The sequence below is a fragment of the Rhodococcus sp. H36-A4 genome (genome assembly GCF_027158005.1).
Lineage (GTDB): Bacteria > Actinomycetota > Actinomycetes > Mycobacteriales > Mycobacteriaceae > Rhodococcoides.
The window spans coordinates 65,984-89,631 of record NZ_JAPVLQ010000006.1; the positions used below are offsets into that span (position 1 = coordinate 65,984).

The 23,648-nt window shown below is 61.9% G+C and carries 24 protein-coding genes and 4 tRNA genes; 15 read left to right on the forward strand and 13 right to left on the reverse strand.

Annotated elements, in window-relative coordinates; all coding sequences use genetic code 11:
* Nucleotides 1-15: 15 nt before the first annotated feature.
* Nucleotides 16-615, reverse strand: a complete 600-nt coding sequence (locus tag O1W68_RS16930) for a DUF3000 domain-containing protein (RefSeq protein ID WP_269305509.1) — start codon at nucleotides 613-615, stop codon at nucleotides 16-18.
* Between the two features lie 156 nt (nucleotides 616-771).
* Here O1W68_RS16930 and hemE point away from each other — a divergent pair, with 156 nt between their 5' ends.
* From hemE to O1W68_RS16955, 5 genes are read left to right on the forward strand one after another with little or no spacing between them, the layout of a single operon-like run.
* Nucleotides 772-1,836 carry a uroporphyrinogen decarboxylase gene (gene hemE, locus O1W68_RS16935; protein ID WP_269305510.1) on the forward strand — a complete coding sequence of 355 codons (1,065 nt, stop codon included), beginning with the start codon at nucleotides 772-774 and terminating at the stop codon, nucleotides 1,834-1,836.
* The gene (locus tag O1W68_RS16940) at nucleotides 1,833-3,194 is read left to right on the forward strand and encodes a protoporphyrinogen oxidase (RefSeq protein WP_269305511.1); all 1,362 of its coding nucleotides are present in this window, start codon (nucleotides 1,833-1,835) and stop codon (nucleotides 3,192-3,194) included. Before hemE ends, O1W68_RS16940 begins: the two co-directional genes overlap by 4 nt.
* Before the next feature lie 4 nt (nucleotides 3,195-3,198).
* A complete protein-coding gene (gene hemQ, locus O1W68_RS16945; RefSeq protein WP_269305513.1) occupies nucleotides 3,199-3,894 on the forward strand; it encodes a hydrogen peroxide-dependent heme synthase in 696 nt (231 codons plus the stop codon).
* A 38-nt stretch (nucleotides 3,895-3,932) separates the two neighbouring features.
* Nucleotides 3,933-4,640 carry an HAD family hydrolase gene (locus tag O1W68_RS16950; protein WP_269306060.1) on the forward strand — a complete coding sequence of 236 codons (708 nt, stop codon included), beginning with the start codon at nucleotides 3,933-3,935 and terminating at the stop codon, nucleotides 4,638-4,640.
* On the forward strand, nucleotides 4,637-6,970 hold the full coding sequence (locus O1W68_RS16955) for a molybdopterin-dependent oxidoreductase (protein WP_269305515.1): 2,334 nt from the start codon (nucleotides 4,637-4,639) through the stop codon (nucleotides 6,968-6,970). The genes O1W68_RS16950 and O1W68_RS16955 overlap by 4 nt, the downstream gene beginning before the upstream one ends.
* Here O1W68_RS16955 and O1W68_RS16960 read toward each other — a convergent pair.
* From O1W68_RS16960 to O1W68_RS16980, 5 genes are all read right to left on the reverse strand, one after another.
* Complete coding sequence (locus O1W68_RS16960) at nucleotides 6,951-7,409, reverse strand: MaoC family dehydratase (protein WP_269305516.1); 459 nt, start codon at nucleotides 7,407-7,409, stop codon at nucleotides 6,951-6,953. The two genes, O1W68_RS16955 and O1W68_RS16960, sit on opposite strands and share 20 nt — an antisense overlap.
* Before the next feature lie 37 nt (nucleotides 7,410-7,446).
* Nucleotides 7,447-7,872: a peptide-methionine (R)-S-oxide reductase MsrB gene (gene msrB / locus O1W68_RS16965; protein ID WP_084348760.1), complete on the reverse strand. Its 426-nt coding sequence runs from the start codon at nucleotides 7,870-7,872 to the stop codon at nucleotides 7,447-7,449.
* Between the two features lie 9 nt (nucleotides 7,873-7,881).
* On the reverse strand, nucleotides 7,882-9,138 hold the full coding sequence (locus O1W68_RS16970; RefSeq protein WP_269305519.1) for a glycosyltransferase family 87 protein: 1,257 nt from the start codon (nucleotides 9,136-9,138) through the stop codon (nucleotides 7,882-7,884).
* 91 nt (nucleotides 9,139-9,229) lie between these two features.
* A complete protein-coding gene (locus O1W68_RS16975) occupies nucleotides 9,230-10,801 on the reverse strand; it encodes an alpha/beta hydrolase (protein WP_269305520.1) in 1,572 nt (523 codons plus the stop codon).
* A gap of 13 nt (nucleotides 10,802-10,814) precedes the next feature.
* Nucleotides 10,815-11,633, reverse strand: coding sequence for a pyrimidine reductase family protein (locus tag O1W68_RS16980; protein ID WP_269305522.1), 819 nt, complete (start codon nucleotides 11,631-11,633; stop codon nucleotides 10,815-10,817).
* Between the two features lie 34 nt (nucleotides 11,634-11,667).
* Here O1W68_RS16980 and zapE point away from each other — a divergent pair, with 34 nt between their 5' ends.
* Nucleotides 11,668-12,681 carry a cell division protein ZapE gene (zapE, locus tag O1W68_RS16985; RefSeq protein WP_269305523.1) on the forward strand — a complete coding sequence of 338 codons (1,014 nt, stop codon included), beginning with the start codon at nucleotides 11,668-11,670 and terminating at the stop codon, nucleotides 12,679-12,681.
* 17 nt (nucleotides 12,682-12,698) lie between these two features.
* Here zapE and O1W68_RS16990 read toward each other — a convergent pair whose 3' ends face one another.
* From O1W68_RS16990 to O1W68_RS17020, 7 genes are all read right to left on the reverse strand, one after another.
* The gene (locus O1W68_RS16990; RefSeq protein WP_269305524.1) at nucleotides 12,699-13,235 is read right to left on the reverse strand and encodes a GNAT family N-acetyltransferase; all 537 of its coding nucleotides are present in this window, start codon (nucleotides 13,233-13,235) and stop codon (nucleotides 12,699-12,701) included.
* Nucleotides 13,232-13,684, reverse strand: coding sequence for a ribosomal protein L7/L12 (locus tag O1W68_RS16995; RefSeq protein ID WP_269305526.1), 453 nt, complete (start codon nucleotides 13,682-13,684; stop codon nucleotides 13,232-13,234). Before O1W68_RS16995 ends, O1W68_RS16990 begins: the two co-directional genes overlap by 4 nt.
* Before the next feature lie 94 nt (nucleotides 13,685-13,778).
* Nucleotides 13,779-14,462 carry an alpha/beta hydrolase family protein gene (locus tag O1W68_RS17000; RefSeq protein ID WP_269305529.1) on the reverse strand — a complete coding sequence of 228 codons (684 nt, stop codon included), beginning with the start codon at nucleotides 14,460-14,462 and terminating at the stop codon, nucleotides 13,779-13,781.
* Nucleotides 14,459-14,722 (reverse strand): hypothetical protein, encoded by a 264-nt coding sequence (locus tag O1W68_RS17005; RefSeq protein WP_269305532.1) that lies wholly within the window; start codon nucleotides 14,720-14,722, stop codon nucleotides 14,459-14,461. The genes O1W68_RS17000 and O1W68_RS17005 overlap by 4 nt, the downstream gene beginning before the upstream one ends.
* Before the next feature lie 143 nt (nucleotides 14,723-14,865).
* Nucleotides 14,866-14,940: transfer RNA gene (locus tag O1W68_RS17010), tRNA-Val, on the reverse strand.
* A gap of 41 nt (nucleotides 14,941-14,981) precedes the next feature.
* Nucleotides 14,982-15,052: transfer RNA gene (locus tag O1W68_RS17015), tRNA-Cys, on the reverse strand.
* A 19-nt stretch (nucleotides 15,053-15,071) separates the two neighbouring features.
* Nucleotides 15,072-15,143: transfer RNA gene (locus O1W68_RS17020), tRNA-Gly, on the reverse strand.
* A 226-nt stretch (nucleotides 15,144-15,369) separates the two neighbouring features.
* On the opposite strand from O1W68_RS17020, the gene O1W68_RS17025 reads away from it, so the two are divergent.
* From O1W68_RS17025 to pdxS, 9 genes are all read left to right on the forward strand, one after another.
* Nucleotides 15,370-15,441: transfer RNA gene (locus O1W68_RS17025), tRNA-Val, on the forward strand.
* A gap of 119 nt (nucleotides 15,442-15,560) precedes the next feature.
* Nucleotides 15,561-16,019, forward strand: a complete 459-nt coding sequence (locus tag O1W68_RS17030) for a TIGR02611 family protein (protein ID WP_269305534.1) — start codon at nucleotides 15,561-15,563, stop codon at nucleotides 16,017-16,019.
* Between the two features lie 105 nt (nucleotides 16,020-16,124).
* Nucleotides 16,125-18,182 carry a threonine--tRNA ligase gene (thrS, locus tag O1W68_RS17035; protein WP_442972406.1) on the forward strand — a complete coding sequence of 686 codons (2,058 nt, stop codon included), beginning with the start codon at nucleotides 16,125-16,127 and terminating at the stop codon, nucleotides 18,180-18,182.
* A gap of 2 nt (nucleotides 18,183-18,184) precedes the next feature.
* Nucleotides 18,185-18,727, forward strand: coding sequence for an HIT family protein (locus O1W68_RS17040; protein ID WP_269305537.1), 543 nt, complete (start codon nucleotides 18,185-18,187; stop codon nucleotides 18,725-18,727).
* A 25-nt stretch (nucleotides 18,728-18,752) separates the two neighbouring features.
* Nucleotides 18,753-19,436, forward strand: coding sequence for a phosphatidylinositol phosphate synthase (pgsA, locus tag O1W68_RS17045; RefSeq protein ID WP_269305538.1), 684 nt, complete (start codon nucleotides 18,753-18,755; stop codon nucleotides 19,434-19,436).
* Between the two features lie 2 nt (nucleotides 19,437-19,438).
* Nucleotides 19,439-20,344 carry a phosphatidylinositol mannoside acyltransferase gene (locus O1W68_RS17050; protein ID WP_269305540.1) on the forward strand — a complete coding sequence of 302 codons (906 nt, stop codon included), beginning with the start codon at nucleotides 19,439-19,441 and terminating at the stop codon, nucleotides 20,342-20,344.
* Nucleotides 20,341-21,465: a glycosyltransferase family 4 protein gene (locus O1W68_RS17055; protein ID WP_269305541.1), complete on the forward strand. Its 1,125-nt coding sequence runs from the start codon at nucleotides 20,341-20,343 to the stop codon at nucleotides 21,463-21,465. Before O1W68_RS17050 ends, O1W68_RS17055 begins: the two co-directional genes overlap by 4 nt.
* Nucleotides 21,465-22,490, forward strand: coding sequence for an NUDIX hydrolase (locus O1W68_RS17060; protein WP_269305542.1), 1,026 nt, complete (start codon nucleotides 21,465-21,467; stop codon nucleotides 22,488-22,490). The genes O1W68_RS17055 and O1W68_RS17060 overlap by 1 nt, the downstream gene beginning before the upstream one ends.
* 204 nt (nucleotides 22,491-22,694) lie before the next feature.
* The gene (gene pdxS, locus O1W68_RS17065) at nucleotides 22,695-23,630 is read left to right on the forward strand and encodes a pyridoxal 5'-phosphate synthase lyase subunit PdxS (RefSeq protein WP_442972392.1); all 936 of its coding nucleotides are present in this window, start codon (nucleotides 22,695-22,697) and stop codon (nucleotides 23,628-23,630) included.
* Nucleotides 23,631-23,648: the final 18 nt, after the last annotated feature.

Consider the following 23,648-nt stretch of genomic DNA (forward strand, 5'->3'; position numbering starts at 1 on the left):
CGAAGCCGTGCGAACTCAGGTCCGGTTACCACCGTGCGTGCGGAGTTCGGTAATACCGGCGGGTGGCAGTCCGGCAGCATAGGCAAGCACCTCGCAGAAGGCCTCGACATGCGGAGCCAACTCTCCGGTGGTGGGGGTCCACGACGCGCGCAATTCGAGCTGATGGGCTCGCGGTGGACCGGCGATATCGCCGTAGCGCACCGAACTCGTCGACGTCACCGTCCCGCCGAGGGCGTTCAGTGACTCCGACCGGCTCTCCAAGGCATCGACCAACCAACTCCACGCCACCTCGGGCAGCATGGGGTCGGAGGCAAGCGATTCATCGACATCGGCCTGGATGTAGGCCACAAGACGCCTAGTTCCGTTCCAGGCTTCGTCACCGTCCGGGTCATAGAGCAGAATCAGCCGACCGAACGCATCGCCGTCGGATTGTTCCGCGATATCTTCGGAGGTCGAATGCTGAACTTCAGCGCCCATCGCGTAGCTGAACGGGGCTAGGCGTTGCGGGGGCCGGATCGGTCCGAGTTCGATGGCGGGGTGCACGACGGCCCGCTGCATCGCCTCGACAGCCGATCGAAACGGCGCAGGTTCGGCAGTGGATCCGGGATTGGTCACGACTCCGGACGTTAGACTCGTCACCTTCGGGATCGTCGGAGGCGCGCCGCAAGTGTGACCGACTGCAGGGCAACCGGCCTGGGATCGTCGGGGCCATGAGACGCGCTCAGGCCTGCGTGGCGGCAATATTCTGTTCTCGTGGCAGCATGGATGGCAATGAACACAAACGCGCCGTACCCTCGCCGTCAGCTGCCCGACGCGCCTTTGTTGGCCACCATCGCGGGACGGCCGACATCGCGTCGTCCGGTGTGGTTCATGCGGCAGGCCGGACGATCGCTTCCCGAGTACCGCAAGCTCAGAGTCGGCACCGGCATGCTCGAGTCGTGCTTCACTGCCGATCTGGTCGTCGAGATCACGCTGCAGCCGGTTCGGCGCCATGATGTCGATGCAGCCATCCTGTTCTCGGACATCGTGGTTCCACTGAAGGCCGCAGGTATAGATCTCGACATCGTTGCCGGGACAGGGCCGGTGGTGGCGTCGCCGGTACGTTCGGCAGCCGACGTCGCAGCGTTGCCGCCGTTGAGCGCCGAGCAGGTGGAGCCGGTCACCGATGCGGTGACAACGCTCACCCGCGAACTGGGTGATACCCCGCTCATCGGATTCGCTGGTGCTCCGTTCACGCTTGCCTCCTACCTGGTCGAAGGTGGACCGAGTAAGAACCACGAGAAGACCAAAGCGCTCATGCGCTCGGATCCAGCGACGTGGCACACCCTTCTCGACACTCTGGCGGACACGACGATTACGTTCTTGCAGGCACAGCTAGCGGCGGGTGTCGACGCGGTTCAGCTCTTCGACTCCTGGGCCGGCGCGCTCTCACTGGCGGACTATCGCGAGTTCGTGCTGCCTCACTCGACCAAGGTGCTCGATGCGATGTCCCCGGCCGGCGTACCGAAGATTCATTTCGGTGTCGGGACCGGCGAACTCCTCGGTGCCATGGGAGAGGCCGGTGCCGACATGGTCGGTGTGGACTGGCGGATTCCCCTCGATGTCGCAGCCAGACGCGTCGGCCCGGGGAAGGCGTTGCAGGGAAACCTGGACCCTGCGGTGCTCTTCGCGGGTTGGGATGCCGTCGAGAGTGAGGTTCGACGCATCGTCGCCGAGGGCGATCGCGCTGTCGAGGGTGGTGCTCTGGGGCATGTCTTCAACCTCGGGCACGGAGTTCTGCCCGATACCGATCCGGATGTGCTGACCCGGGTGGTGGAGTTGGTGCACTCGCTGTGACCGGAAGGCCGCCGCGGGTTGTGGTGGTGGGTGGCGGGATAACCGGCCTTGTCGCTGCATTCAGGTTGCGCCAGATGTGGGGTCCCGAAGCCGACATCACCATCGTCGAAGAATCGATGCGCCTCGGCGGCACGTTGCGCACGATCACGTTGGCGGGCGGTCCGTTCGATGTCGGTGCCGAGGCCTTCATCGGCCGTCGACCCGAAGTGCCGGCCCTGATGGATGAGCTCGGATTGAGCGCGCAACTCGTCCACCCGGCCGGATTGCGTCCACTCGTCTTCTCGGGCGAGAAGCTTCACCCACTGCCGACCGGAACGCTGATGGGGATCCCGGCCGACGCGGCCTCCGTGGAGGGGCTGGTGGATGCACGGACGCTGGCAGCTATCGCCGGTGAGGGCGACACCGAATTGCCCTGGGACCGAAACAGCGATGTCAGCGTCGCCGAATTGGTCGGGTCGCGATTCGGTGAACAGGTTCTCGCGAGATCGGTCGACCCGTTGCTGGGCGGCGTCTACTCGGGGCTCTCCGATTCGATCGGGGTCCGCGCAGCACTACCTACCCTGGCAGCGGCCCTGGACGCCGGAGCTACCAGTCTGTCGGCGGCCGTGGCATCTGCGCTTCCCGCTCCGAGTTCAGCGCCGGTTTTCGGAGCACTGCGTGATGGATATCGCACCCTGATCGATGCGCTGACAGCGGCTGCAGCACCGCGCACCGTATTCGGCACTGCCGTGACGGCCGTTCACCGCGAGGACGAGGGTTGGGTGGTGGATCCGATCGGGCACGTCGACGCGGTGGTGCTGGCCGTTCCCGCGCCGGCACTGGCGTCGATACTGTGCGCTGCCGTTCCTGATGCCGCTGCAGCCGCAGCCGAAATCGAGCTCGCGTCGTCCGTCGTGGTGGCCATGGCGTTCGACGCTGCCGTCGATCTCCCCGACAACTCCGGCGTGCTCGTATCCACCGACGCCGGACTGGCCGTCAAGGCGTTCACGTTGTCCAGCAGGAAGTGGTCACATATTGCGGAGCGCGGTATCTCACTCGTCCGTGCCTCGCTGGCAAGATTCGGCGACGCAGGCCCGCTCACCTGGTCCGACGAACAGTTGGTCGAGGCGGCCGTACGAGACCTGCATCGGGTGACCGGCGTGGATTCTGCACCGTCGTCCTCGTTCGTGCAGCGATGGCACGGCGGCCTACCTCAGTACGCACCCGGCCACCTGGGTCGAGTTGCCGCAATCGAGGCAGCTATGCGCGATGTCGACGGGTTGGCAGTGGCAGGCGCGTGGAGTCACGGTGTCGGAGTGCCTGCTTGTGTCGCTTCGGCCACCAGAGCAGCCACACTCATTGCGGAAGTGGCACGATAGAGCCATGCCACGTTTGGACTACACAACCCTCAATTCGACCCTCCGCTACCTGATGTTCTCGGTCTTCAAGGTCACACCCGGCGTCCTGGGTGAGGACCGAGCCGAAGCCGCCAAGCAGGCGCGAGTGTTCTTCGAGAGTCAGGAAGACAAAGGCGTCGCAGTACGTGGTGTGTACGACATCGCAGGCATGCGAGCCGACGCCGACTTCATGGTGTGGACACACGCGGAACGCATCGAAGACCTGCAGGCTACGTACTCTGATTTCCGTCGCACGACCGCGCTCGGTAAGGCCAGTACCCCAGTGTGGAGCAACACCGCGCTGCATCGGCCGGCCGAGTTCAACAAGTCTCACGTCCCAGCGTTCATCGCAGGCGAAGAACCCGGTGCCTACATCTGTGTCTACCCGTTCGTACGTTCCATCGATTGGTACTTGCTCCCCGACGAAGAGCGGCGCACGATGCTCTCCGACCATGGCAAGGCCGCGCGCGGGTACAAGGACGTGCGCGCCAACACCGTCCCGGCGTTCGCGTTGGGTGACTACGAGTGGATCCTCGCCTTCGAAGCTCCCGAACTCGATCGGATCGTCGACCTGATGCGGGACCTACGCGCAACCGAGGCGCGTCGGCACGTTCGCGAGGAGACTCCGTTCTTCACCGGACCACGCGTCGACGTCGAAGCACTCGTCACGTCGCTCCCGTGACCTCGGGGTCGGAGACGCACGCTTCGGGACCAGGTGTTGTGCGGGACCGGGCCGTCGCGTCTCCGATCGAGGCTGTGGTGTTCGATTTCTCCGGAACGCTGTTCCGTTTGGAGGAGGACGAGAGTTGGTTCGAGACCGTCACGCACTCGGATGGAACACCGGTCGACGGTCACTGTGCGGCGGAATTGATGCGACGGATGACTGCGCCGGTGGGGGAGGTCGTCGAGTTCGACGAAGTGAATAGGCACGCCTGGAATAACCGTGATCTCGATCCGGCGCTGCACCGTCAGGCATATTTGCATGTTCTTCGTGAATCCGGCGTCACAGACCGCGCTCAGGCCGAGTCCGTGTACGGCCGAGTTATCGACCCTTCGTGTTGGACTCCGTACCCGGACACGGCACACACGCTGGCGATGCTCGCCGGCAGAGCGATTCCAGTGGCCGTGCTGAGCAATATTGCCTTCGACATCCGCCCGGCATTCGACATGCTCGGAGTGATTGACTACGTCAGCGAGTTCGTCTTGTCGTACGAGGTCGGATACGTCAAACCTCAGCCTGAAATATTTTTTTCTGCGGTGCGTTCGCTCGGGGTGGATCCGGCGCGAACCTTGATGGTCGGTGACAGTGAAGAGGCTGACGGGGCGGCACGGGCAATAGGCTGCTCTTTTGCCCTCGTCGATCCGATCGCGACGGGAGAGCGTCCCACCGCTTTGCTGGATGCATTGGCGAGCAACGGAATTCGATGAGGCCGCCGCACCCGGAAACGTCTCAGCACATGGGTCACTGGGGAATGTTTCGAGCTGAAAGTGCCGACGGCGAGGTGACCGCCGTGCATCCCCAGGAGACCGACCGCAATCCCTCGCCCGTACTCGGCAATCTCGTCGGCTCGGTGACACACCGGTCTCGGGTGAAAGGCCCTGCCGTTCGACGCGGTTGGCTCGAGCGTGGTCCAGGTCCGACAGATCGGCGCGGTAGCGAAGAGTTCGTTTCGATGTCCTGGGACGAACTCACCGAATTGCTGGCAGTCGAGCTTTCTCGAGTGATCGACAGGCATGGCAACCAGGCGATCTACGGCGGTTCCTACGGGTGGGCCAGTGCAGGACGATTCCACCACGCGCAGAGCCAGGTTCACCGATTTCTCAATTGCATCGGCGGCTATACGCGCTCGGTGCACAGCTATTCGCTCGGTGCCACCGGTGTCGTCATGCCGCACGTTCTGGGAGCCCACTGGAAGATGTTCTCTCGCTCCACCTCCTGGGACGTGATCGCCCGGAAGACGGAACTGATCGTCGCGTTCGGCGGAATTCCGCTGAAGAATACCGGCATCAACCACGGAGGTACCTCCGACCATCCCACGGCTTCGGCTCTGGATGCGCTCCGCGCCCGTGGCGGAAAGATCGTCACCATCAGTCCGCTTCGAAACGATCTCGACGGTGCGGCTCGTTGGATGACACCGATTCCCGGCACCGATGTCGCGATGATGCTCGGACTCGCCCACGTTCTGGTGTCCGAAAACTTGCACGACACAGCATTTCTCGACCGATATTGCACCGGATACGCACGCTTCGAGGAGTATCTGCTCGGAGTCGCGGACGGCACACCCAAGACCGCGGAGTGGTCGTCGAACATCTGCGGTGTCTCCACCTCGGAGATCACCGACCTGGCACGCGAGATGGCGAGGCGTCGCACTTTGATCACCGTCACGTGGTCACTGCAGCGGACGAAATCGGGCGAGCAAGCACCGTGGATGGGCGTGACACTGGCGTCGATGCTCGGACAGATCGGCATCCCCGGCGGGGGATTCGGGCACGGCTACGGGTCGATGAACGAGCCTGGTCTCGCGCCGGTACCGTATCCCCTTCCCACGTTGCCCCAGGGCTCGAATCCGGTGAAGGCGTTCATCCCGGTGGCTGCCGTGTCGGACATGCTGCTCCACCCCGGTGAGGAATTCGATTTCGACGGACAGCGACTTACGTATCCCGATATTCGGCTGGTGCATTGGGCGGGCGGCAATCCCTTCCATCATCATCAGGATCTCGGACGACTTCGCCGGGCGCTGGCACGACCCGACACGGTCGTGGTGCACGACCCGTACTGGACGCCCATGGCCAAGCACGCCGACATCGTCGTCCCGTCGACCACGTCACTCGAGCGCAGTGACATCAGCTGCACACGCAACGATCCATTGCTGGTCGCCATGCACGCTGCCGTGCCGCGATTTGCCGACGCGCGAGACGACTACGACACGTTCTCCGCGCTGGCCGAACGACTCGGAGTCGGTGCACAATTCACCGAGGGGCGCACTACGGGGGAGTGGGTGGAGCATCTCTACGCTCAGTGGCGGGGTTACCTACGCGGAATGAATGTGGACACTCCAGGTTTCGAAAAATTTTGGCAGCTCGGTTCATGGCGGATGGCGACCGAGGACGGACTGACCCTGCTCGAGGACTACCGCGGCGATCCTGAGAAGTACCCGCTTCGAACCCCGAGCGGGCGCATAGAGATATTCTCCGAGGCGATCGAGAAGTTCGGTTACGAGGACTGCATTGGGCACCCAGCGTGGTACGAACCGGTGGAGTGGCTCAAAGGAGAACGTGCGCAACAGTTTCCGCTACATCTGATCGCGAATCAACCACGAACACGGCTGCACAGTCAACTCGATCACGGAGCGAGAAGTCAGGCTTCGAAGGTGCGCGGCCGTGAGCCGATCAGGATGCACTCCAAGGCCGCGAGCGAGCGAGGGCTACACGACGGCGACGTAGTAAGGGTCTTCAACGATCGTGGTTCTTGTCTTGCCGGCGTCGTGGTGGACGAGGACATGATGCCCGCCGTCGTGCAGTTGGCGACGGGTGCCTGGTACGACCCCGAGGACCCTGCGGATACCGGATCGATGTGCGTACACGGCAATCCGAATGTACTGACAGCGGACGTCGGCACATCCTCGCTGTCACACGGGTGCACGGGCCAGCATGCGCTGGTGCAAATCGAACGCTTCGAGGGCGTAGTGCCACCGATCACTGCGTTCGATCCGCCACAGTTCGTAGAACGAGAGACAGTCAGAAGACGACTCGACTGATCGTTTCTGCAATCAACGCGGGCTTGTCTTCGCCCTCGATGTGAAGTGTGTTGGTTGCCACGATCTGGAGTGCGCCACCGGACACTTCCTCGGCCGAAGTCAGTGTGGTCTGCAACCGGACGTGAGATCCGACCTTGACTGGGTTGATGAAGCGAACCTTGTTGGACCCGTAATTGATTCCGAGCTTGGCATTCTCGATGGTGTAGATCTGCCAAGTGAGCACCGGGATCAAGGACAAGCTCAAGTAGCCGTGCGCAATGGGGCCGCCGAACGGGCTTTCCTTCTTTGCTCGTTCGACGTCGACATGAATCCATTGATGATCATCCGTGGCGTCGGCGAAGGTGTCGACCCGGTCTTGAGTGATCTGCATCCAGTCACTGGTGCCGAGGTCCTCGCCGACGGCCGCGGTGATCTGCTGTGCTGACGTGAAAGTGCGCATAGTCACATTATGCGCTGCGCGCCCGGCCGGTCGGGGGTCAGGACGGGTCGAGAACGAGAGAAATCGAGTTGATGCAGTACCGCTGATCTGTGGGCGTCGGGTACCCCTCGCCCTCGAAGACGTGGCCGAGGTGGCTGTGGCAGTTCTTGCAGATGACCTCGACGCGTCGCATCCCGAGCGTGGTGTCCTCGTTGAGGATGACCGCGTCACTGTCTGCAGGATCGAAAAACGACGGCCAACCGCAGTGTGACTCGAACTTTTCGGTACTGCGAAACAGTTCGGCCCCGCATGCGCGGCAGCTGTACACACCATCGGTCTTGGTGTCGGTGTACTCCCCGACGAACGGACGCTCGGTGCCCGCCTGACGCAGGACTGCGTACTCCTCGGGGGTGAGCTTCTCTCGCCATTGTGCGTCGGTGAGCTGAACGGCGGGAACAGAATTTTTTTCGGTCGCTGAACTCATGACACCACGCTAATACTTCTCGAGCTGCTTCGTTGTTTGCGCAGGTGAGCTCTCCGGAAGGAGGTACTCGGGTTCGATTCCGTCGTCGAGGCGGCCGTCACTGCGGGCAGCGAAGTACCGTCCGATCAGAACCGAGAAGATCACGATGATCAGCAAGCTCCAGCCGAACGTAGTGCGCATGTAGTCCATTGCTCGGCCTCCCGTCGGGAATCGACCGGACAGCCAGCGGTCGTAGCTCATGAATCCATAGATTGCGAGCCACGCCGGCCAATTTCGGAGAACCGAGTTCTTGAGCACGACCGTCATCAATAGCGGGAACAGCAGCATCGAGTAGTACATCTGGCCGAGTGACCCGAGTAGCCAGTGTGCTGTCAGGACAAGGCCCGACGTTGTCGCAATGAAGAACAGGCGGTCCTCGCGGCAGTAGCGATAGAGCAACCACAGCGACACCAGAACCATCACGCCGAGAACCCCGCGGATTCCGTAGATCAGGAGCTCCGGCAATCCGTAGTAGCGGCCGTTGCCGACAATCGCGCTGTTGAAGTAATCGCGCGACTCGAGGAGATAGGGGAGGGTGCGGTCGATGAACTCCATCGGGTCCACCGACAGCGGCCAGGCGATCACGAGCAACACGACCGGAATTGCGATTGCGGTGATGAAAACTTTCCACTGCTTGGTCATCAGCGGAATGATCAACAGCGGTGCGAGGATCGGTTTGATGGCTAGTGTCAGCCCCATCGCCACACCGGCGGACAAGTCTTTTCGCTGGAGCAGCCAGTAGATGAATGCAACCTCACCCAACAGAACGAAACCGTTGAAGTTGGTGAACACCAAAGTGTTGGTCACTGTTTCACTCGCGAAGGCAGCGAGAAGAAGTGCAGGCGCCGCGACAGAGTTCAGACCGAAGCCGAAGATCTTGAGCAAGATGTACAACGCAAGAACGATGGCAATCGTGCTCGCCAAGATGAACAACCAGCGAGAACGTTCGGGGTCGATGATTGCGAGAGGCGACAACAGCATCGTCGCGCTCGGCTGATAGAGATAATGCGGATCAACCGAGTCGAAGTTCGCCGTATACACCGGCTCGCGATTGAGAAACGCGAGAGCAGCTCGGTAGACGGGGATGAAATCATTGGTGAAGTCACCGTTGACCGCCCGTACGATCGCCCGGTTGAGAACAGTCATGATCGCGATCGGCCATAGCGCGAACCGGACTACATCCGCGGTCGTCCGGCCGTTGCGGGGCTCGAGGAAGCTAAGTGACACGTGGGAACGGTACCTTGACCGGGCTCGGGCAATGACCGTCGACACCCGTTGGGTGTGTTCGGTACCACTCCGTGGATCGGCACCAGACGTGTCACGCGGGACAGACGCTGCCATCGGGAGGAAGCGACGCGTCGGTCGCATACGCAGCGGCCGCGGCTTGGCCGCACACGGACCCGCCGATCACCGGGTGGCCGGCACCCTGCCACGTCATGGCGGCCGAACGCGCGCCGGTGGCGGCAACAAGCCCGGTCACACCGGCGAACCCCCCATTCCCGACGACCGGGTCGCCGGCGCCACTGAGTTCGAGAACCGGAACGGACAACGACGTCGGCAAGGGCGGAGCGGGTGCGGTCGGCCACGACGAGCACGTGAGTGCTGTCAGAGCGGCGTCGATGCCGAAGATGGGGTACTGCTCGCTCCAACTTGCACCGGCATCGCGCACGGCCTGCGGGGACGGCCACTGCTGGCCGTCGATGCACCGTGCGACGAACTGACCGTCCGTTCCGTAGGCAACTGCACCGCGTGAGGACAACCGGCTCAGTGCGGACGGATCGCCGGACTTGGCTGCAGATAGTGCATCGGCAAGCTCGAGTGTCCGGCTCGACGGGTCGCCGGAGGACGAGGCGAGTGCATAGGCGATCCCGTCGAGCACAGAGTGGGTCGACACAGGTGCCAAGGCTCCGCTTGCCACCTGTGTCAGTAGTTCGGATACCGCGGCCTTGGGGTCGGATCCGAGCGAGCACTGGAGGGCCTGGCACCGCTGCACGAACGCAGTGAACGCGGCTTCTCGTCCTTCCGTTTTCTGCTGGGCCACGGTCATTTGATCTACGTTCATTCCGGTGGGCGAATCGAGAATCAACCGCGCCACTCGGTCCGGGTACTGGGCCGCAAACGCCAACGCCGTGGATGCACCGTTCCCCGTGCCGATGATGCCGAGTGCATCGATTCCCCAGGCGATTCGAAGCTGTTCCAGATCGCCTGCGGCATAACTGGTGGCGAAAGCTATCTCCTGTGGCTGCAGTAAATCGGTGCATTCGATCGTCGCTTCGCGTCCGACGGCGACGGCTCGGTCCACGGCATCACCGTCGGACACCGCGAATTGCCCCAGGTTGGCCAGCGTCTCGCGGGTCTTGCGGGTGTCGGCTTTCACGCAATCGATGGCCGTCGACCTGCCGATTCCGCGCCGATCGATGGCGACGAGCGGGTGAGCCTCCAGCATCGTCGTGCTGTTGCCGGCCGCAAGGTCGGCAAGTGTGGCGATCGACGCACGGTCGGACCCAGAGGTGAAGACCAGGGGTGCGGCATCGGGCGGCGTCCTGTCCAATTTCGCACGCAGTGCGCCGACGGAGAAGGACCCGAACATCTGACCGGATGGGTCGACGGGCGCGTCGAAGTCTGCGCATTCGAGGACGACCCCGGGAGTGCGAGAGGTGAGGCCGTAGAGATCGAAGGTGCTCTGTGTGCACTCGGTCCACGCAAGATCGTTCACCGGAACCTGTAGTTCTGGATTCTCCGGCTCCGCGTCGGCAGTCGACTCTTCGGGTTGCCCAGGGGAGTTCTGCTCGACGGCGACGTCCGGGCGCCCGGACGGCCCAGCACTGCACGCCGCCCCCAACAACGAGACCGTGAGAAGAACTGCGAGCAACGATCTTTTCTGCGTCACGCTGCGAGGCTATCTACTTTTCCGCACCGGGAACTTCACCGGTCCCGGCCGGGCGCACTCGGACCCATCTGGTCAACAGGGTTCCGTCGTCGTCGGCGAGCACGTGGATTCGTTTCATCCGGTGCAGTACCGCGGCGTTCGAATGCGCAATACGCCCCGACTTTCCCGCAAGCAGGTTCGGCGAAGTCGTCAGGCATAGTTCGTCGACACAATCGTCTGCAAGCAGTGTTCCGAACAGGCCTGGGCCGCCTTCGCACAGGACTCGCCTCAGACTCATTTCTCCCAGGGTAGCCAGGACAGCAGAGGTCGGAACGGTCGTTCCCTCGACGTCGATCACGTGCGCACCTGCTTCGCGAAGCATCGAACGTGACTCGGCCGACGCGGAGGTCGTCGTGATGATCGTCGGCGGTACTTCGGTGTCGGTGAGCAGACGCGATCTCGGATCGATCGAGGCCGAAGCAGTGACGACTACTACCGGGGGGATCGGTGCCAGGCCCGCGTCGATTCGCTGGCTCTGCTGTGACTCCGTAAGACGGACACCCCCGTAATTCTCGCTTCGGACCGTCCCGGCCCCGACGAGAACCGCATCCGCCAGGGTCCGAAGCACATCGAACACTGCCTTGTCCGAGGGTGTCCCGAGACCCGAGGAGACACCGTCGGCGCTGACGGCTCCGTCGATGCTGGAGACGAAGTTCGTTCGGATCCACGGCGCGGTCAGGTTGTCCGGATAGGCGTACAACCGGCGTAGTTCGGCTAGGTCGACGACGCCGTCGGCCGGGTACGAGGAGCCGGAGCCGGATGTGAAGTAGGTCGCAATATCGAGTAGGCGCACATTGTAGATAAGACCACCTCGTTACGCTTACTAGATGCCTGGACGTCTTGTCGATCGTAATCCTGTCGTTCCCTCCGATCAGTTGATCGCGCAGATGGTCCCCCCGGCCATGTTCGACGAAGTCAGTTTCGCCTCGTACATCCCGGATCCGAACGAACCCAGCCAGGCCGAGGCAGTCGCCAAAGCCGAGTCGTTCGCGGAGAAAGTGACGAAGATTCGCGGGAAGGGAAAACGCGGACTTTTCGGCAAGAAAGCGCCCTCTACCGGTGCAGGCTTGTACCTCGACGGCGGTTTCGGTGTCGGTAAGACCCACCTCCTGGCATCGATCTTTCACAGCGTCCCCGAACCGAAGGCATTCGGTACGTTCGTCGAATTGACTCACGTCGTGGGTGCGCTCGGCTTCAACAAGGCGCTCGAGGAGTTGTCGGGTCACAGCGTTCTATGTATCGACGAGTTCGAACTCGACGATCCAGGCGACACGATGCTCGTGTCGCGATTGCTGTCCGAGCTTTCCCAGCGCGGCGTGTCCATCGTGGCAACGTCCAACACCCTGCCCGGTCAACTCGGCGAAGGAAGATTTGCAGCCGAGGACTTCATGCGGGAAATCAAGAAGCTTGGATCTATCTTCGAGTCCATCCGGGTGGATGGACCCGACTACCGGCACCGTGACCTGCCCCCAGCCCCCGACCCGACATCCGAGGCCGAGTTGATCGAACGGGCGGATTCTGTGGCGGATGCGACCCTCGACGATTTCGACGAGTTGTTGGCACATCTGAGCACGCTGCATCCATCGCGATACGGAAAGCTGCTCGACGGTGTGCAGGCGGTGTTCTGGAAAAACGTGCACCCGGCTGCGGATCAGGCCGTTGCGCTCCGACTCGTGGTGCTCGCCGACCGCCTGTACGACGCAGGCATTCCGGTGACCGGGTCGGGCAGCAAGCTCGACGAGATATTCACCGAAGAGATGCTGGCCGGCGGATACCGTAAGAAGTACCTCCGTGCGACGTCACGTCTGCTTGCCTTGTCGCGTTTCGCTGCCGTCGGGTGACGCTCGGGTCGGCAGATTCACGACCGTAGTTCTCGCTCCATTACGAAATCGTCGTGGATCTCGGAGCCGAGTACGAAGGTCTTGGTTCCGACGATCTCGAATCCCTGTTTGGAATAGAAGCGTTGAGCGCGCAGGTTCTGTTGGTTGACGCCCAACCAAATACCTCCGCAGCCGCTGAGGGTTGCTCGGGCCAGCGATTCGGCCATCAGGGCCGCCGCCACTTCGCTCCCGTGATGGTCGGGCAGCACGTACATCTTGGAGATTTCCATCGTCGGTGCGAACGTCAGCGCTCGCGCGATGTCGGGATCCGATGGTGGTCCGGACACGAGCATGGCGTAACCGACTATGGAATCATCCTCGGTAGCCGCCAGAATTTTGCGCCTCGGATCCGCCAGGTACTCACCGAACCGCTCATGCGAGAGAACGCCGTCTACGAACGCCGCTATTGCTGCTCCGGAAGAACCAGGCGGGCACGCCAGCGGAAAGGTGACGGCCGCGACATCGGCTAGCTGTTCGGCGTCCCATAGGCCTGCTGTCGATACAGTGACGGTCACAGGCGGTCGACCGCTTCCTTCGCCTCACGCAACGAAAGCTCGGAACGGGCGCGCAAAAGTTTGATGGCGGAAATTGTGTTGCCTTCGGCCTTGAGCGTGCGCAGTCTGGGAATGATGTCCGCCCAAGCGGCGGTATCCATGCCTGATGCGCCCATCGAGGCGCCTAGAGCGGGAATAGGGTTTCCGCGACCGACGGACTCGACAACATCCTTGGCTTCTTGGAGTCCTGCGCCGGTTCTTTCGCGGAACAACTTGATTGCGTGGATCTTCTTCTTTTCCCCCACGAGGCGGTATATGTCCTCGCGTGCCGAGTGATCCAAACCCGCGAGCATCAATTGTGTTGTGGCAGCAACGTTCTTGGGTGGACTCTTGCGCGCGAGGAGCCACACCGCGAGCACTGCGGCATCGATGAGTACCAATGCGACGATGAACCATCCCCAGGTGGGCATAGTTCTAAGTAGAACACCTCACTCGTAAGTCGACAGTCGGCGGCATGACGATTGCATAACGACGAGCGCGAGCGCGCCCAGTGAGCCGCTCGCCCTAATTCCAGGACCCCACGTCGAAAAATTTGAACGCTTCCTCCCGAACCAGGTCGGCCACTCCATATTTTTGCGCTGACAGATCGTGGCCTGCACCGGAGATCTCGATCGCGGCGGTATGAACAGGCACCAACGCGATTGCATCGGACAGCTCAACGGGTGAACCGAACGGGTCCTTCGTGCCGTGTACGAACATCGTTCGAGTGCGCAGCTGGGGAAGATGCGCAGTGCGGGCCTTTTCCGGTTTGCCGGGCGGGTGCAACGGATACGACATCAGAATCAGCCCATCGACCAGTTCCGGCTGTTCGGCGACAAGCAACGATGCCTGCCGACCCCCGTACGAGTGGCCACCGAGCACAATAGGGCCACCGCCAAGCCGGCGGAGGTACGTGACCGCTGCTTCGATCGACGCGCGGTCGGCATCGGCCTTCGACGGATGCGGGGGACCGGACGGCCTTCGACGTCGGAACGCCAGATCGAACCGTAGAACCGTGAATCCTCGTGCCGACCACGCTTCGGCAGTGGCGACGAGGAGCGGAGCGTTGCAGTTCCCTCCTGCGCCGTGAGTGAGTGCGAGAGAACCCACAGATGGCCCCGACGACGCGTGCAGAAATCCGCACACCTCGGCTACATCGACGAACTCTGGGATGTCGACGTCGTCGGAATCGTCGGTTTCTTCGGTCATTCGTCCTGGTGGCCATTCGTCGACGTGCTGTCGGCGGTGTCTTCGGAATGGTCTTCTTTCAAGTTTCCTTCGTCATCGACCATGTCGGCGAAGGCCGTACCCGACACCATTCCATTCGTGCCAGGAAGAACAACCGTCGGTCTCGAACCCGGCTCGTACTTGGCATCGATGCCGGCCACCTCGTCCTGCGCACGCTTGTGCGCATCGGAACTGACCTGAGGTTCGTTGCCCTCGGTGCTCGGTTGATTGTCGTCGGCCATCGCAGGCGTCCTTTCGATCGCGGGCTGGGAAACCAGAGTGCACGTCTATGACGTGAATCACCACTCGCCATCGGCGGTAAACATCTCGACAGACCTGAAGACACAAAAAAGACCCCGGCCGCATCGGCCGGGATCTATTCGTGTGGTGCGCGATACTGGGATTGAACCAGTGACCTCTTCCGTGTCAGGGAAGCGCTCTCCCGCTGAGCTAATCGCGCAAGATCTGAAGTTGAAGGTCGGGAACCTTCGCTTCGTTACGAGGTGGAGACGGGAATCGAACCCGTGTGCACGGCTTTGCAGGCCGTTGCCTCACCACTCGGCCACTCCACCAACGGGCCCTAGTCCCTCGAGCGGATGACGGGATTCGAACCCGCGACCCTCACCTTGGCAAGGTGATGCGCTACCACTGCGCCACATCCGCATGCTCCTCAGAGGCAGTTGCTCTCTCTGCGGTGCGGTCAAAACATTAGACCAACGGAAGACGAACTCACAAATCACGTGGTCAGACGCCGGTTTGAGGGCGCAAAGCCGCGCGGAACACCAACAAGCGGTCGGTTGAAGTTCTCTTGTCGACGGAGTTGGGGCGATTCGGGTTTCATCTGGGGCTCGTGTTAATGTTCTGCCTCGTTCGACGCGAGTCGAAAGACGGTCCCGTGGCTCAGTGGGAGAGCGTCCGCTTCACACGCGGAAGGTCGCTGGTTCGATCCCAGCCGGGACCACAGGATTGCAACAAGCCCCCTGCCCTTACGGGTTGGGGGCTTGTTGCATGTTCGGGGCGCTTCATGTTCCGGAGTCGGATGTTCCGAGCCTGGGTTTCGGATTCGTCTAATCTGGGACGGTGGCAGCCGACGACGTTCGCACCGATCAGGCGGAGATCGACAACGAGGACAGTGTTCTCGATCGACTTTCCCAACGGAGGCAGCGACTTCGCGACAAGATCGGGTCGAATGCGGCGCTCGACCTGACCTATCGCATCGTGATCGGCGTCGTCGGGCTGGCGGTCCTGGTTCTCGGCATCATTGCCATCCCGTATCCGGGTCCGGGCTGGCTGATCGTCTTCGCCGGGTTGGGGATCCTCGCATCCGAGTTCATGTGGGCGCATCGGCTCCTGCAGTTCGCCCGCGGGAAGTACGACGCGTTCATGGATTGGTTCTCGCGACAGCCGATCGCAACCAGGGCAGCAGGAGTGCTGTTCACCGCAGGTGTGGTCCTCGCTACGTTGTGGTTGATCGGTGGTCTGCATCTGATCGCCGGCTGGGTCGGGCCGGACTGGCAGTGGCTCGCGAGCCCACTCTGACCTTGCAGGCCGGAGTGAGGTAAGAGTCCGAGGAGAGTTCCCGATAGGCTGTCCTTCGGTCTCGCCCGACCGAAATGACCTATCGAGGAGTACATCGCCGTGACAATGCCCGTAACAGACGTCTCACCCGCCCGCATCATGGTGCCGGCTGGAACGACCGCTGGAACGGCGTTACGGGACACCGGTCTGCCGAACAAGGGGCCCGACGCCATCGTGGTGGTCCGAGACGGCGAAGGTCACCTTCGCGACCTTTCGTGGGCTCCTGAGGGCGATGCCGAGGTCGAACCGGTGGCCGCGAACACCGAAGACGGTCGAAGCGTGATCCGACATTCGGCCGCACACGTCCTCGCGCAGGCCGTGCAAGAACTCTTTCCGGACGCCAAACTGGGAATCGGTCCCTTCATCAAGGACGGCTTCTACTACGACTTCGACGTGAAGACTCCGTTCACTCCCGAAGATCTGACTGCTCTAGAGAAGAAGATGAAGCAGATCGTCAAGGCCGGCCAGCGATTCTCGCGGCGGGTGTATGAGTCGATCGACCAGGCACGCGAAGAACTCGCAGATGAGCCGTACAAGCTCGAGCTCGTGAACGACAAGTCCGGTATCGACGATCCCGAGATCATGGAAATCGGCGTCGGCGAACTCACCGCGTACGACAACTTGAATCCCCGAACCGGAGAGCGCATCTGGGGGGATTTGTGCCGCGGGCCCCATATTCCGACGACCAAATACGTGCCGGCGTTCAAATTGACTCGCAGCTCCGCGGCATATTGGCGGGGAAACCAAGACAATGCGGACCTGCAGCGGATTTACGGCACCGCCTGGGAGTCGACCGAGGCGCTGGACAAGCACCTCGAGTTGTTGGCGGAAGCCGAGCGTCGAGACCACCGCAAATTGGGTTCGGAGCTCGACTTGTTCAGCTTCCCGGATGAGCTGGGCTCCGGCCTTCCTGTTTTCCACCCGAAGGGTGGCGTGATCAGGAACGAGCTCGAGAACTATTCACGACAACGTCATATCGAAGAGGGTTACGAGTTCGTCAACACCCCGCATATCACCAAGGGCCACCTGTACGAGGTTTCCGGCCATTTGGATTGGTACCGCGACGGCATGTTCCCCGCGATGCATCTCGACGCCGAACTCGATGAGGACGGCGTCGTGCGCAAGCCCGGCCAGGATTACTACCTCAAGCCGATGAATTGTCCGATGCACAACTTGATCTTCCGCTCGCGGGGTCGGTCGTATCGCGAATTGCCACTGCGCTTGTTCGAATTCGGGTCGGTGTATCGCTACGAGAAGTCAGGCGTGATCCACGGGCTCACTCGTGTGCGCGGAATGACTCAGGACGATGCTCACATCTTCTGCACACGGGATCAGATGCACGAAGAGCTCACTCGAGCATTGGAATTCGTGCTCGGGCTCCTGAAAGACTATGGGCTCGACGAGTTCTATCTCGAACTGTCGACCCGTAACCCGGACAAGTCCGTGGGAAGCGAAGAGGTGTGGGAGGAGGCAACGAACACTCTCGCCGAGGTCGCTGCCGCATCGGGCCTGGACTTGGTGCCGGATCCGGGTGGTGCCGCGTTCTACGGTCCGAAGATCTCGGTGCAAGCCAGAGACGCTCTCGGTCGAACCTGGCAGATGTCGACCATTCAACTCGATTTCAACTTGCCCGAGAGGTTCGAGCTCGAGTACACCGCGTCCGGTGGGACGAAGGAGCGACCGGTCATGATTCACCGGGCTCTGTTCGGCTCCATCGAGCGATTCTTCGGCCTACTCACCGAACATTACGCGGGAGCGTTCCCAGCGTGGCTGTCACCGGTGCAGGTCGTCGGCATCCCCGTCGCAGAAGTCCATCAGGATCACTTGTTCTCCGTGATTGCCGACTTGAAGAAGCTCGGGATACGTGCGGAGGTCGACGCGAGCGACGACCGAATGCAGAAGAAGATCTTCAACCAGACCGCGCAGAAGGTTCCTTTCATGCTCCTGGCAGGAGAGCGCGACGTCGAGGCAGGTGCTGTCAGTTTCCGTTTCCGTGACGGCACACAGGTCAACGGTGTCCCGACCGCTGATGCGGTAACGCTGATCGCCGACTGGGTTACCGCACGCACCAATACATCTCCTACTGCCGCGCTCTTTGTTCCCGACACTTCAGGAGTGAGCTGACAATGCCCGAACAGGATGCGGCGATCGTCGATACCGGTCTCGGTCATCCCGATCGTCTGCAGCGGTTGTGGACGCCGCATCGGATGTCGTACATAGCCGAGGCACCCGGCGCAAAAAATCAGTCCAGCGAACCGTTCTCCGACATTCCGCAGATGAGTGACGAGGACGGTCTCGTCGTGGCGCGGGGCGAGCAGGTGTACGCCGTGCTCAATCTCTATCCGTACAACCCCGGGCACACGATGGTTGTGCCGTACCGGCGTGTCGCCGCGCTCGAGGATCTCACTTCCGCCGAGAGCGCCGAGCTGATGGAGTTCACTCAAAACACCATTCGCGTCATCAAAAGAGTGTCGCGGCCACACGGATTCAACGTCGGCCTCAATCTCGGTGCTGCAGCAGGGGGTTCGTTGTCCGAGCATCTGCATCAGCACATCGTTCCCCGATGGGGAGGCGACGCGAATTTCATCACCGTGATCAGCGGCACCAAGGTGATGCCTCAGTTGCTACGTGAGACTCGTGCTCTCCTGTCATCGGCATGGAACGAATGAGTAGACGCGGCGACGGGGCGTCGTCATGCTGAGCGTCTTCGGACGGGCGTCGGTATCGAAACTGACCGCCCCGCTGGGTAAGGCGTTGAACAGCACCGGGCTGACACCAAACGCGGTGACGTTGATCGGAACGGTCGCTACAGTGGCTGCCGCGGTGACGCTGTTCCCGGCCGGACACCTGTGGTGGGGAGCGGTCGTCATCACGTTGTTCGTCTTGTTCGACATGCTCGACGGTGCAATGGCTCGGGCCAGAGGCGGTGGTACCAAATACGGCGCGGTTCTCGACGCCACCTGCGATCGGGTCGCCGATGGTGCCATTTTCGGTGGCCTCGCCTGGTGGGCTGTGTTCACCGAGAACGACAAGCCATTGCTGATCGCAACGCTGATCTGCCTCGTCACTTCGCAGGTGATCTCCTACGCCAAGGCACGGGCCGAAGCATCGGGTCTGTCGGCGGACGGTGGTTGGATCGAGCGCCCGGACCGTCTGGTGATCGTGCTCGTCGGTGCTGGATTGACCGGTGTCGGTCGCTATTTCGACATTCCTTGGCTCCAGAGCTTGATCTATCCGGCGATGTGGATTCTCGCAGCGGCGAGTGTGGTCACGGTCTTTCAGCGAGTACTTGCCGTGCGGCGGTCCGAGGGCGCACGTGAAATTATTTTCCCGCCGACCACGCCGCCAGAAGCCGGATCCGATGGGAAGGCCGAATAGAGATGACGCTCGTCGAGCGCGCCACCGATGCCGGGTACGCCGCAGGGTGGCGAGTGGTTCGAGCGCTTCCGGACCCGTTGGCTCGGAAGCTGTTCGACAAGGGTGCCGATATCGCTGCAGTTCGCGGCGGTGGACCGGAGCAATTGCGAAAGAATCTGGGCCGAGTGCTCGGTGTGCACCCGAACCTGGTGCCGGACGAGTTGATTCGTGACAGCGTCCGATCGTATGCCCGTTACTGGCGTGAAGCGTTTCGGCTGCCGTCGATGGACTTGGATTCCCAGGCCGCGGTCATCGACAAATGTGTTTACGGGCGCGAGCATCTCGATGCCGCACTGAGTGCGGGTTCCGGGGCCGTGCTGGCTCTGCCGCACAGTGGTAATTGGGACATGGCAGGGATGTGGTTGGTCCGAACCTATGGTCGTTTCGCCACCGTTGCGGAACGACTGAAGCCCGAATCGTTGTATCAGCGGTTCGTCGACTACCGCGAAGGCCTCGGGTTCGAGATATTTCCGCTGAGCGGGGGAGAAACCCCGCCCTTCGCTGCCTTGTCGGAGCGGCTTCGAGCCAACGGGGTCGTGTGCTTGCTCAGTGAACGCGATCTGGCGAAACAGGGTGTGCCGGTCTCGTTCTTCGGTGAACAGACCCGGATGGCGGCCGGGCCTGCGAAGCTCGCAGTCGATACCGGAGCACACCTGCTACCGGTACACGGCTACTTCGACGGTGACGGCTGGGGTTTCACCATTTCACCTCGCATCGACGTCAGCGAGGGTGTCGCCGTTGCTACTCAGGCGCTCGCCGACTCGTTCGCCTCGCACATCGCCGAGCACCCAGCGGACTGGCACATGTTGCAACCGCTGTGGATGTCCGACCTTTCGGACAAGCGAAGAGCACGAATCGAGGAGTCGTGAGGATCGGGATGGTCTGCCCGTACTCCTTCGACGTTCCGGGCGGAGTGCAAGCGCACGTACAACAACTCGCCGAAGTGTTCATCGAGCGCGGACACCGGGTCAGCGTGTTGGCGCCGGCATCGGAAGAGACTCTGCTCCCGGACTTCGTCGTCTCGGCCGGTGAGGCATTGGCGATTCCGTACAACGGCTCTGTTGCCCGTCTGCGTTTCGGGCCCGTGACATATTCGAGAATCCGTCGATGGATCAGTGAGAATGACTTCGACGTTCTGCACATTCATGAGCCCAATGCGCCGAGTCTGTCGATGCTCGCCCTCAAAGCTGCCGACGGGCCGATCGTCGCCACTTTTCATACCTCGACCACGAAGTCGTTGTTCCTGAGCACATTCCAAGGGGTGCTTCGGCCTTACCACGAGAAGATCAGCGGCAGAATTGCAGTGTCAGAGCTTGCCCGACGGTGGCAGGTCGAAGCCCTCGGTGGCGACGCCGTCGAGATCCCCAATGGCGTCGACGTCGCCGCATTCGCGGGGGCGCCGCTTTTGCCCGGTTATCCGCGAGCGGGGAAAACCGTGCTGTTTCTCGGGCGCTTCGACGAACCGCGTAAAGGTATGGGGGTGCTCCTCGGTGCCCTCCCGTCGCTCGTAGCGCGGCATCCCGATATCGAGATTCTCATCGTCGGTCGCGGTGACGCAGAAAGCCTGCGGAACGACGCAGGCGTGCTCGGCCATCATCTGAGATTCCTCGGACAGGTCGACGACGCGGAAAAGGCTTCTGCGATGCGCAGTGCAGACGTCTACTGCGCGCCGAACCTCGGTGGTGAGAGTTTCGGAATCGTGCTCGTCGAAGCGATGGCGTCGGGAACAGCAGTCGTTGCCAGTGAGCTCGATGCGTTTCGTCGAGTGCTACGCGACGGTGCCGCCGGGCTTCTCGTTCCGATCGGCGACTCCGAGGCGCTGGCGACCGCTGTCGACTCTCTGTTGTCCTCGGAGAAGCTCCGAGTCGGATTGGTCGAAGCCGCAGGTCGAGCCGTTGTCGATTACGACTGGCCGGTGGTCGCCGAACAGATCATGCGCGTCTACGAGACAGTCACCGTCGGAGGCCAGAAGGTGCGGGCGGCGAGCTGATGACACTGTCTGCGTTGACAATTCTCGTACTGGGCTTGGTTTCCGTGGTGATACTGGTCATCGGTCTGTGGGCCTACGCCACGGCCAATCGATTGGATCGCCTTCACGTTCGGTCGGACCTCGCATGGCAATCACTCGATTCGGCGTTGGCCAGACGTGCCGTGGTGACCCGTGCAGTGTCGGCGGCGACTCGCGATCAGCTCGAGGACAGTAAACGACTCGCCGCTTTGGCCGACACCGCCGAAAGGGCGGAGAGATCGCGACGTGAGGACGCCGAGAATGCCGTGTCCGGGGCACTCGCAGCTCTCGATCCGGCAGATCTTCCGCCGCAGCTGGTTGCCGAACTGGCAGATTCCGAAGCGCGTGTATTGATCGCGAGGCGTTTCCATAACGACGCGGTGCGGGACACCTTGGCGCTGCGAACGACCACACCCGTGCGGATCTTGCATCTGGGCGGTACCGCGCCCTTGCCGACGTACTTCGAAATTGCCGAAAGATCGGCGTCGGAGACCTTCGGCCACAAGGAAAGAGCCGTGCAGCGGACCTCTGCGAGAGTGGTGCTCGTCGACGAACGCGGCCGGGTTCTGTTGTTGCGTGGACATGACCCGATCGTTCCGGAAATCTTCTTCTGGTTCACGATCGGCGGCGCGGTCGAATCCGGCGAGAGTCTGCGTGAAGCGGCCGTGCGTGAGGTCTACGAGGAAACCGGTCTCGAAGTCGAAGCAGCCGATCTCAGGGGTCCGATGTGGCGGCGGGTAGCCACGTTCCCTTTCAACGGAACCCTGATTCGCTCGGAAGAGCTGTTCTTTGCCTACCGCACTCAGGAGTTCGAACCTCAGCACGGTGGCTTCACCGATTTCGAACGACGAACCGTCACCGGCCATCGTTGGTGTGAGGAGGACGACATCCGAGCCTTGGGTACGACGGGCGAAACCGTCTATCCCCTCGAACTTGCCGAGCTGCTCGACGAAGTCAACATCGTGCTTGCCCGCCGAGTGGAGCCGGACGTCCGAGCCATTCGCTGACATCCTTCGGCGGCAGATCGACTGCTCGGTGATCGAGGGCTACCAGTCCAGCAATCGCCGAGTGGTTATAGGTGGTGGTCGACGGCCAGCCTAGAATCGACCTCGAACAAACACGTCCGTTCGGATCCGCGGGCACGTGCGCCCGCTGCCGTTGAAGGATGATTCGACATCGAGAACGCATTCGATCAAACACAGGAGTTTGCCGTGAGTACCCCCACCGAGACCGACACCAGCGGCTCCCAGGAGAAGGTTTCGAAGCCCGGAATCGGAACCTCCCGCGTCAAGCGCGGCATGGCCGAAATGCTCAAGGGTGGCGTGATCATGGACGTCGTCACCGCTGAGCAGGCCAAGATCGCCGAAGACGCAGGCGCGGTCGCAGTGATGGCTCTCGAGCGTGTCCCGGCAGACATTCGTGCGCAGGGCGGCGTGTCCCGAATGAGCGATCCGGACATGATCGACAGCATCATGGCCACTGTGAGTATTCCGGTGATGGCCAAGGCACGGATCGGCCACTTCGTAGAGGCTCAGATCCTGCAAAGTCTCGGGGTCGACTACATCGACGAGTCCGAGGTCCTGACCCCCGCCGACTACGCCAACCACATCGACAAGTGGAACTTCACCGCCCCGTTCGTGTGTGGCGCGACCAACCTGGGCGAAGCCTTGCGTCGCATCACCGAAGGTGCTGCAATGATCCGCTCCAAGGGCGAGGCTGGCACCGGAGACGTATCGAACGCAACAACGCACATGCGTAAGATTCGCGACGAGATTCGCCGACTCACCTCGCTTCCCGAGGACGAGTTGTACGTTGCAGCAAAGGAATTGCAGGCACCTTACGATCTCGTCGTGGAAGTTGCACGTGCAGGGAAACTCCCGGTCACGCTCTTCACCGCAGGCGGGATTGCAACGCCCGCAGACGCGGCGATGATGATGCAACTCGGTGCAGAGGGCGTGTTCGTCGGTTCGGGAATCTTCAAGTCGGGCAATCCTCAACAGCGCGCAGAGGCGATCGTGAAGGCGACCACCTTCTTCGATGACCCCGATGTGCTGGCCAAGGTGTCGCGCGGTCTCGGCGAAGCAATGGTGGGAATCAACGTGGACGATCTCCCGGTTGGGCACAGGTTGTCCGAGCGCGGCTGGTGAATTCTGGTCGGTGACGGA

Coding starts and splice junctions, on each gene's coding strand:
- O1W68_RS17050 (WP_269305540.1), top strand. CDS start 19,439: ATGACGCTCGTCGAGCGCGCCACCGATGCCGGGTACGCCGCAGGGTGG.
- zapE (WP_269305523.1), top strand. CDS start 11,668: ATGCCTGGACGTCTTGTCGATCGTAATCCTGTCGTTCCCTCCGATCAG.
- O1W68_RS16960 (WP_269305516.1), bottom strand. CDS start 7,409: ATGCGCACTTTCACGTCAGCACAGCAGATCACCGCGGCCGTCGGCGAG.
- O1W68_RS17040 (WP_269305537.1), top strand. CDS start 18,185: ATGCCCGAACAGGATGCGGCGATCGTCGATACCGGTCTCGGTCATCCC.
- O1W68_RS16995 (WP_269305526.1), bottom strand. CDS start 13,684: ATGCCCACCTGGGGATGGTTCATCGTCGCATTGGTACTCATCGATGCC.
- O1W68_RS17005 (WP_269305532.1), bottom strand. CDS start 14,722: ATGGCCGACGACAATCAACCGAGCACCGAGGGCAACGAACCTCAGGTC.
- O1W68_RS17000 (WP_269305529.1), bottom strand. CDS start 14,462: ATGACCGAAGAAACCGACGATTCCGACGACGTCGACATCCCAGAGTTC.
- hemQ (WP_269305513.1), top strand. CDS start 3,199: ATGCCACGTTTGGACTACACAACCCTCAATTCGACCCTCCGCTACCTG.
- O1W68_RS16955 (WP_269305515.1), top strand. CDS start 4,637: ATGAGGCCGCCGCACCCGGAAACGTCTCAGCACATGGGTCACTGGGGA.
- thrS (WP_442972406.1), top strand. CDS start 16,125: ATGCCCGTAACAGACGTCTCACCCGCCCGCATCATGGTGCCGGCTGGA.
- msrB (WP_084348760.1), bottom strand. CDS start 7,872: ATGAGTTCAGCGACCGAAAAAAATTCTGTTCCCGCCGTTCAGCTCACC.
- pgsA (WP_269305538.1), top strand. CDS start 18,753: ATGCTGAGCGTCTTCGGACGGGCGTCGGTATCGAAACTGACCGCCCCG.
- O1W68_RS17060 (WP_269305542.1), top strand. CDS start 21,465: ATGACACTGTCTGCGTTGACAATTCTCGTACTGGGCTTGGTTTCCGTG.
- hemE (WP_269305510.1), top strand. CDS start 772: ATGAACACAAACGCGCCGTACCCTCGCCGTCAGCTGCCCGACGCGCCT.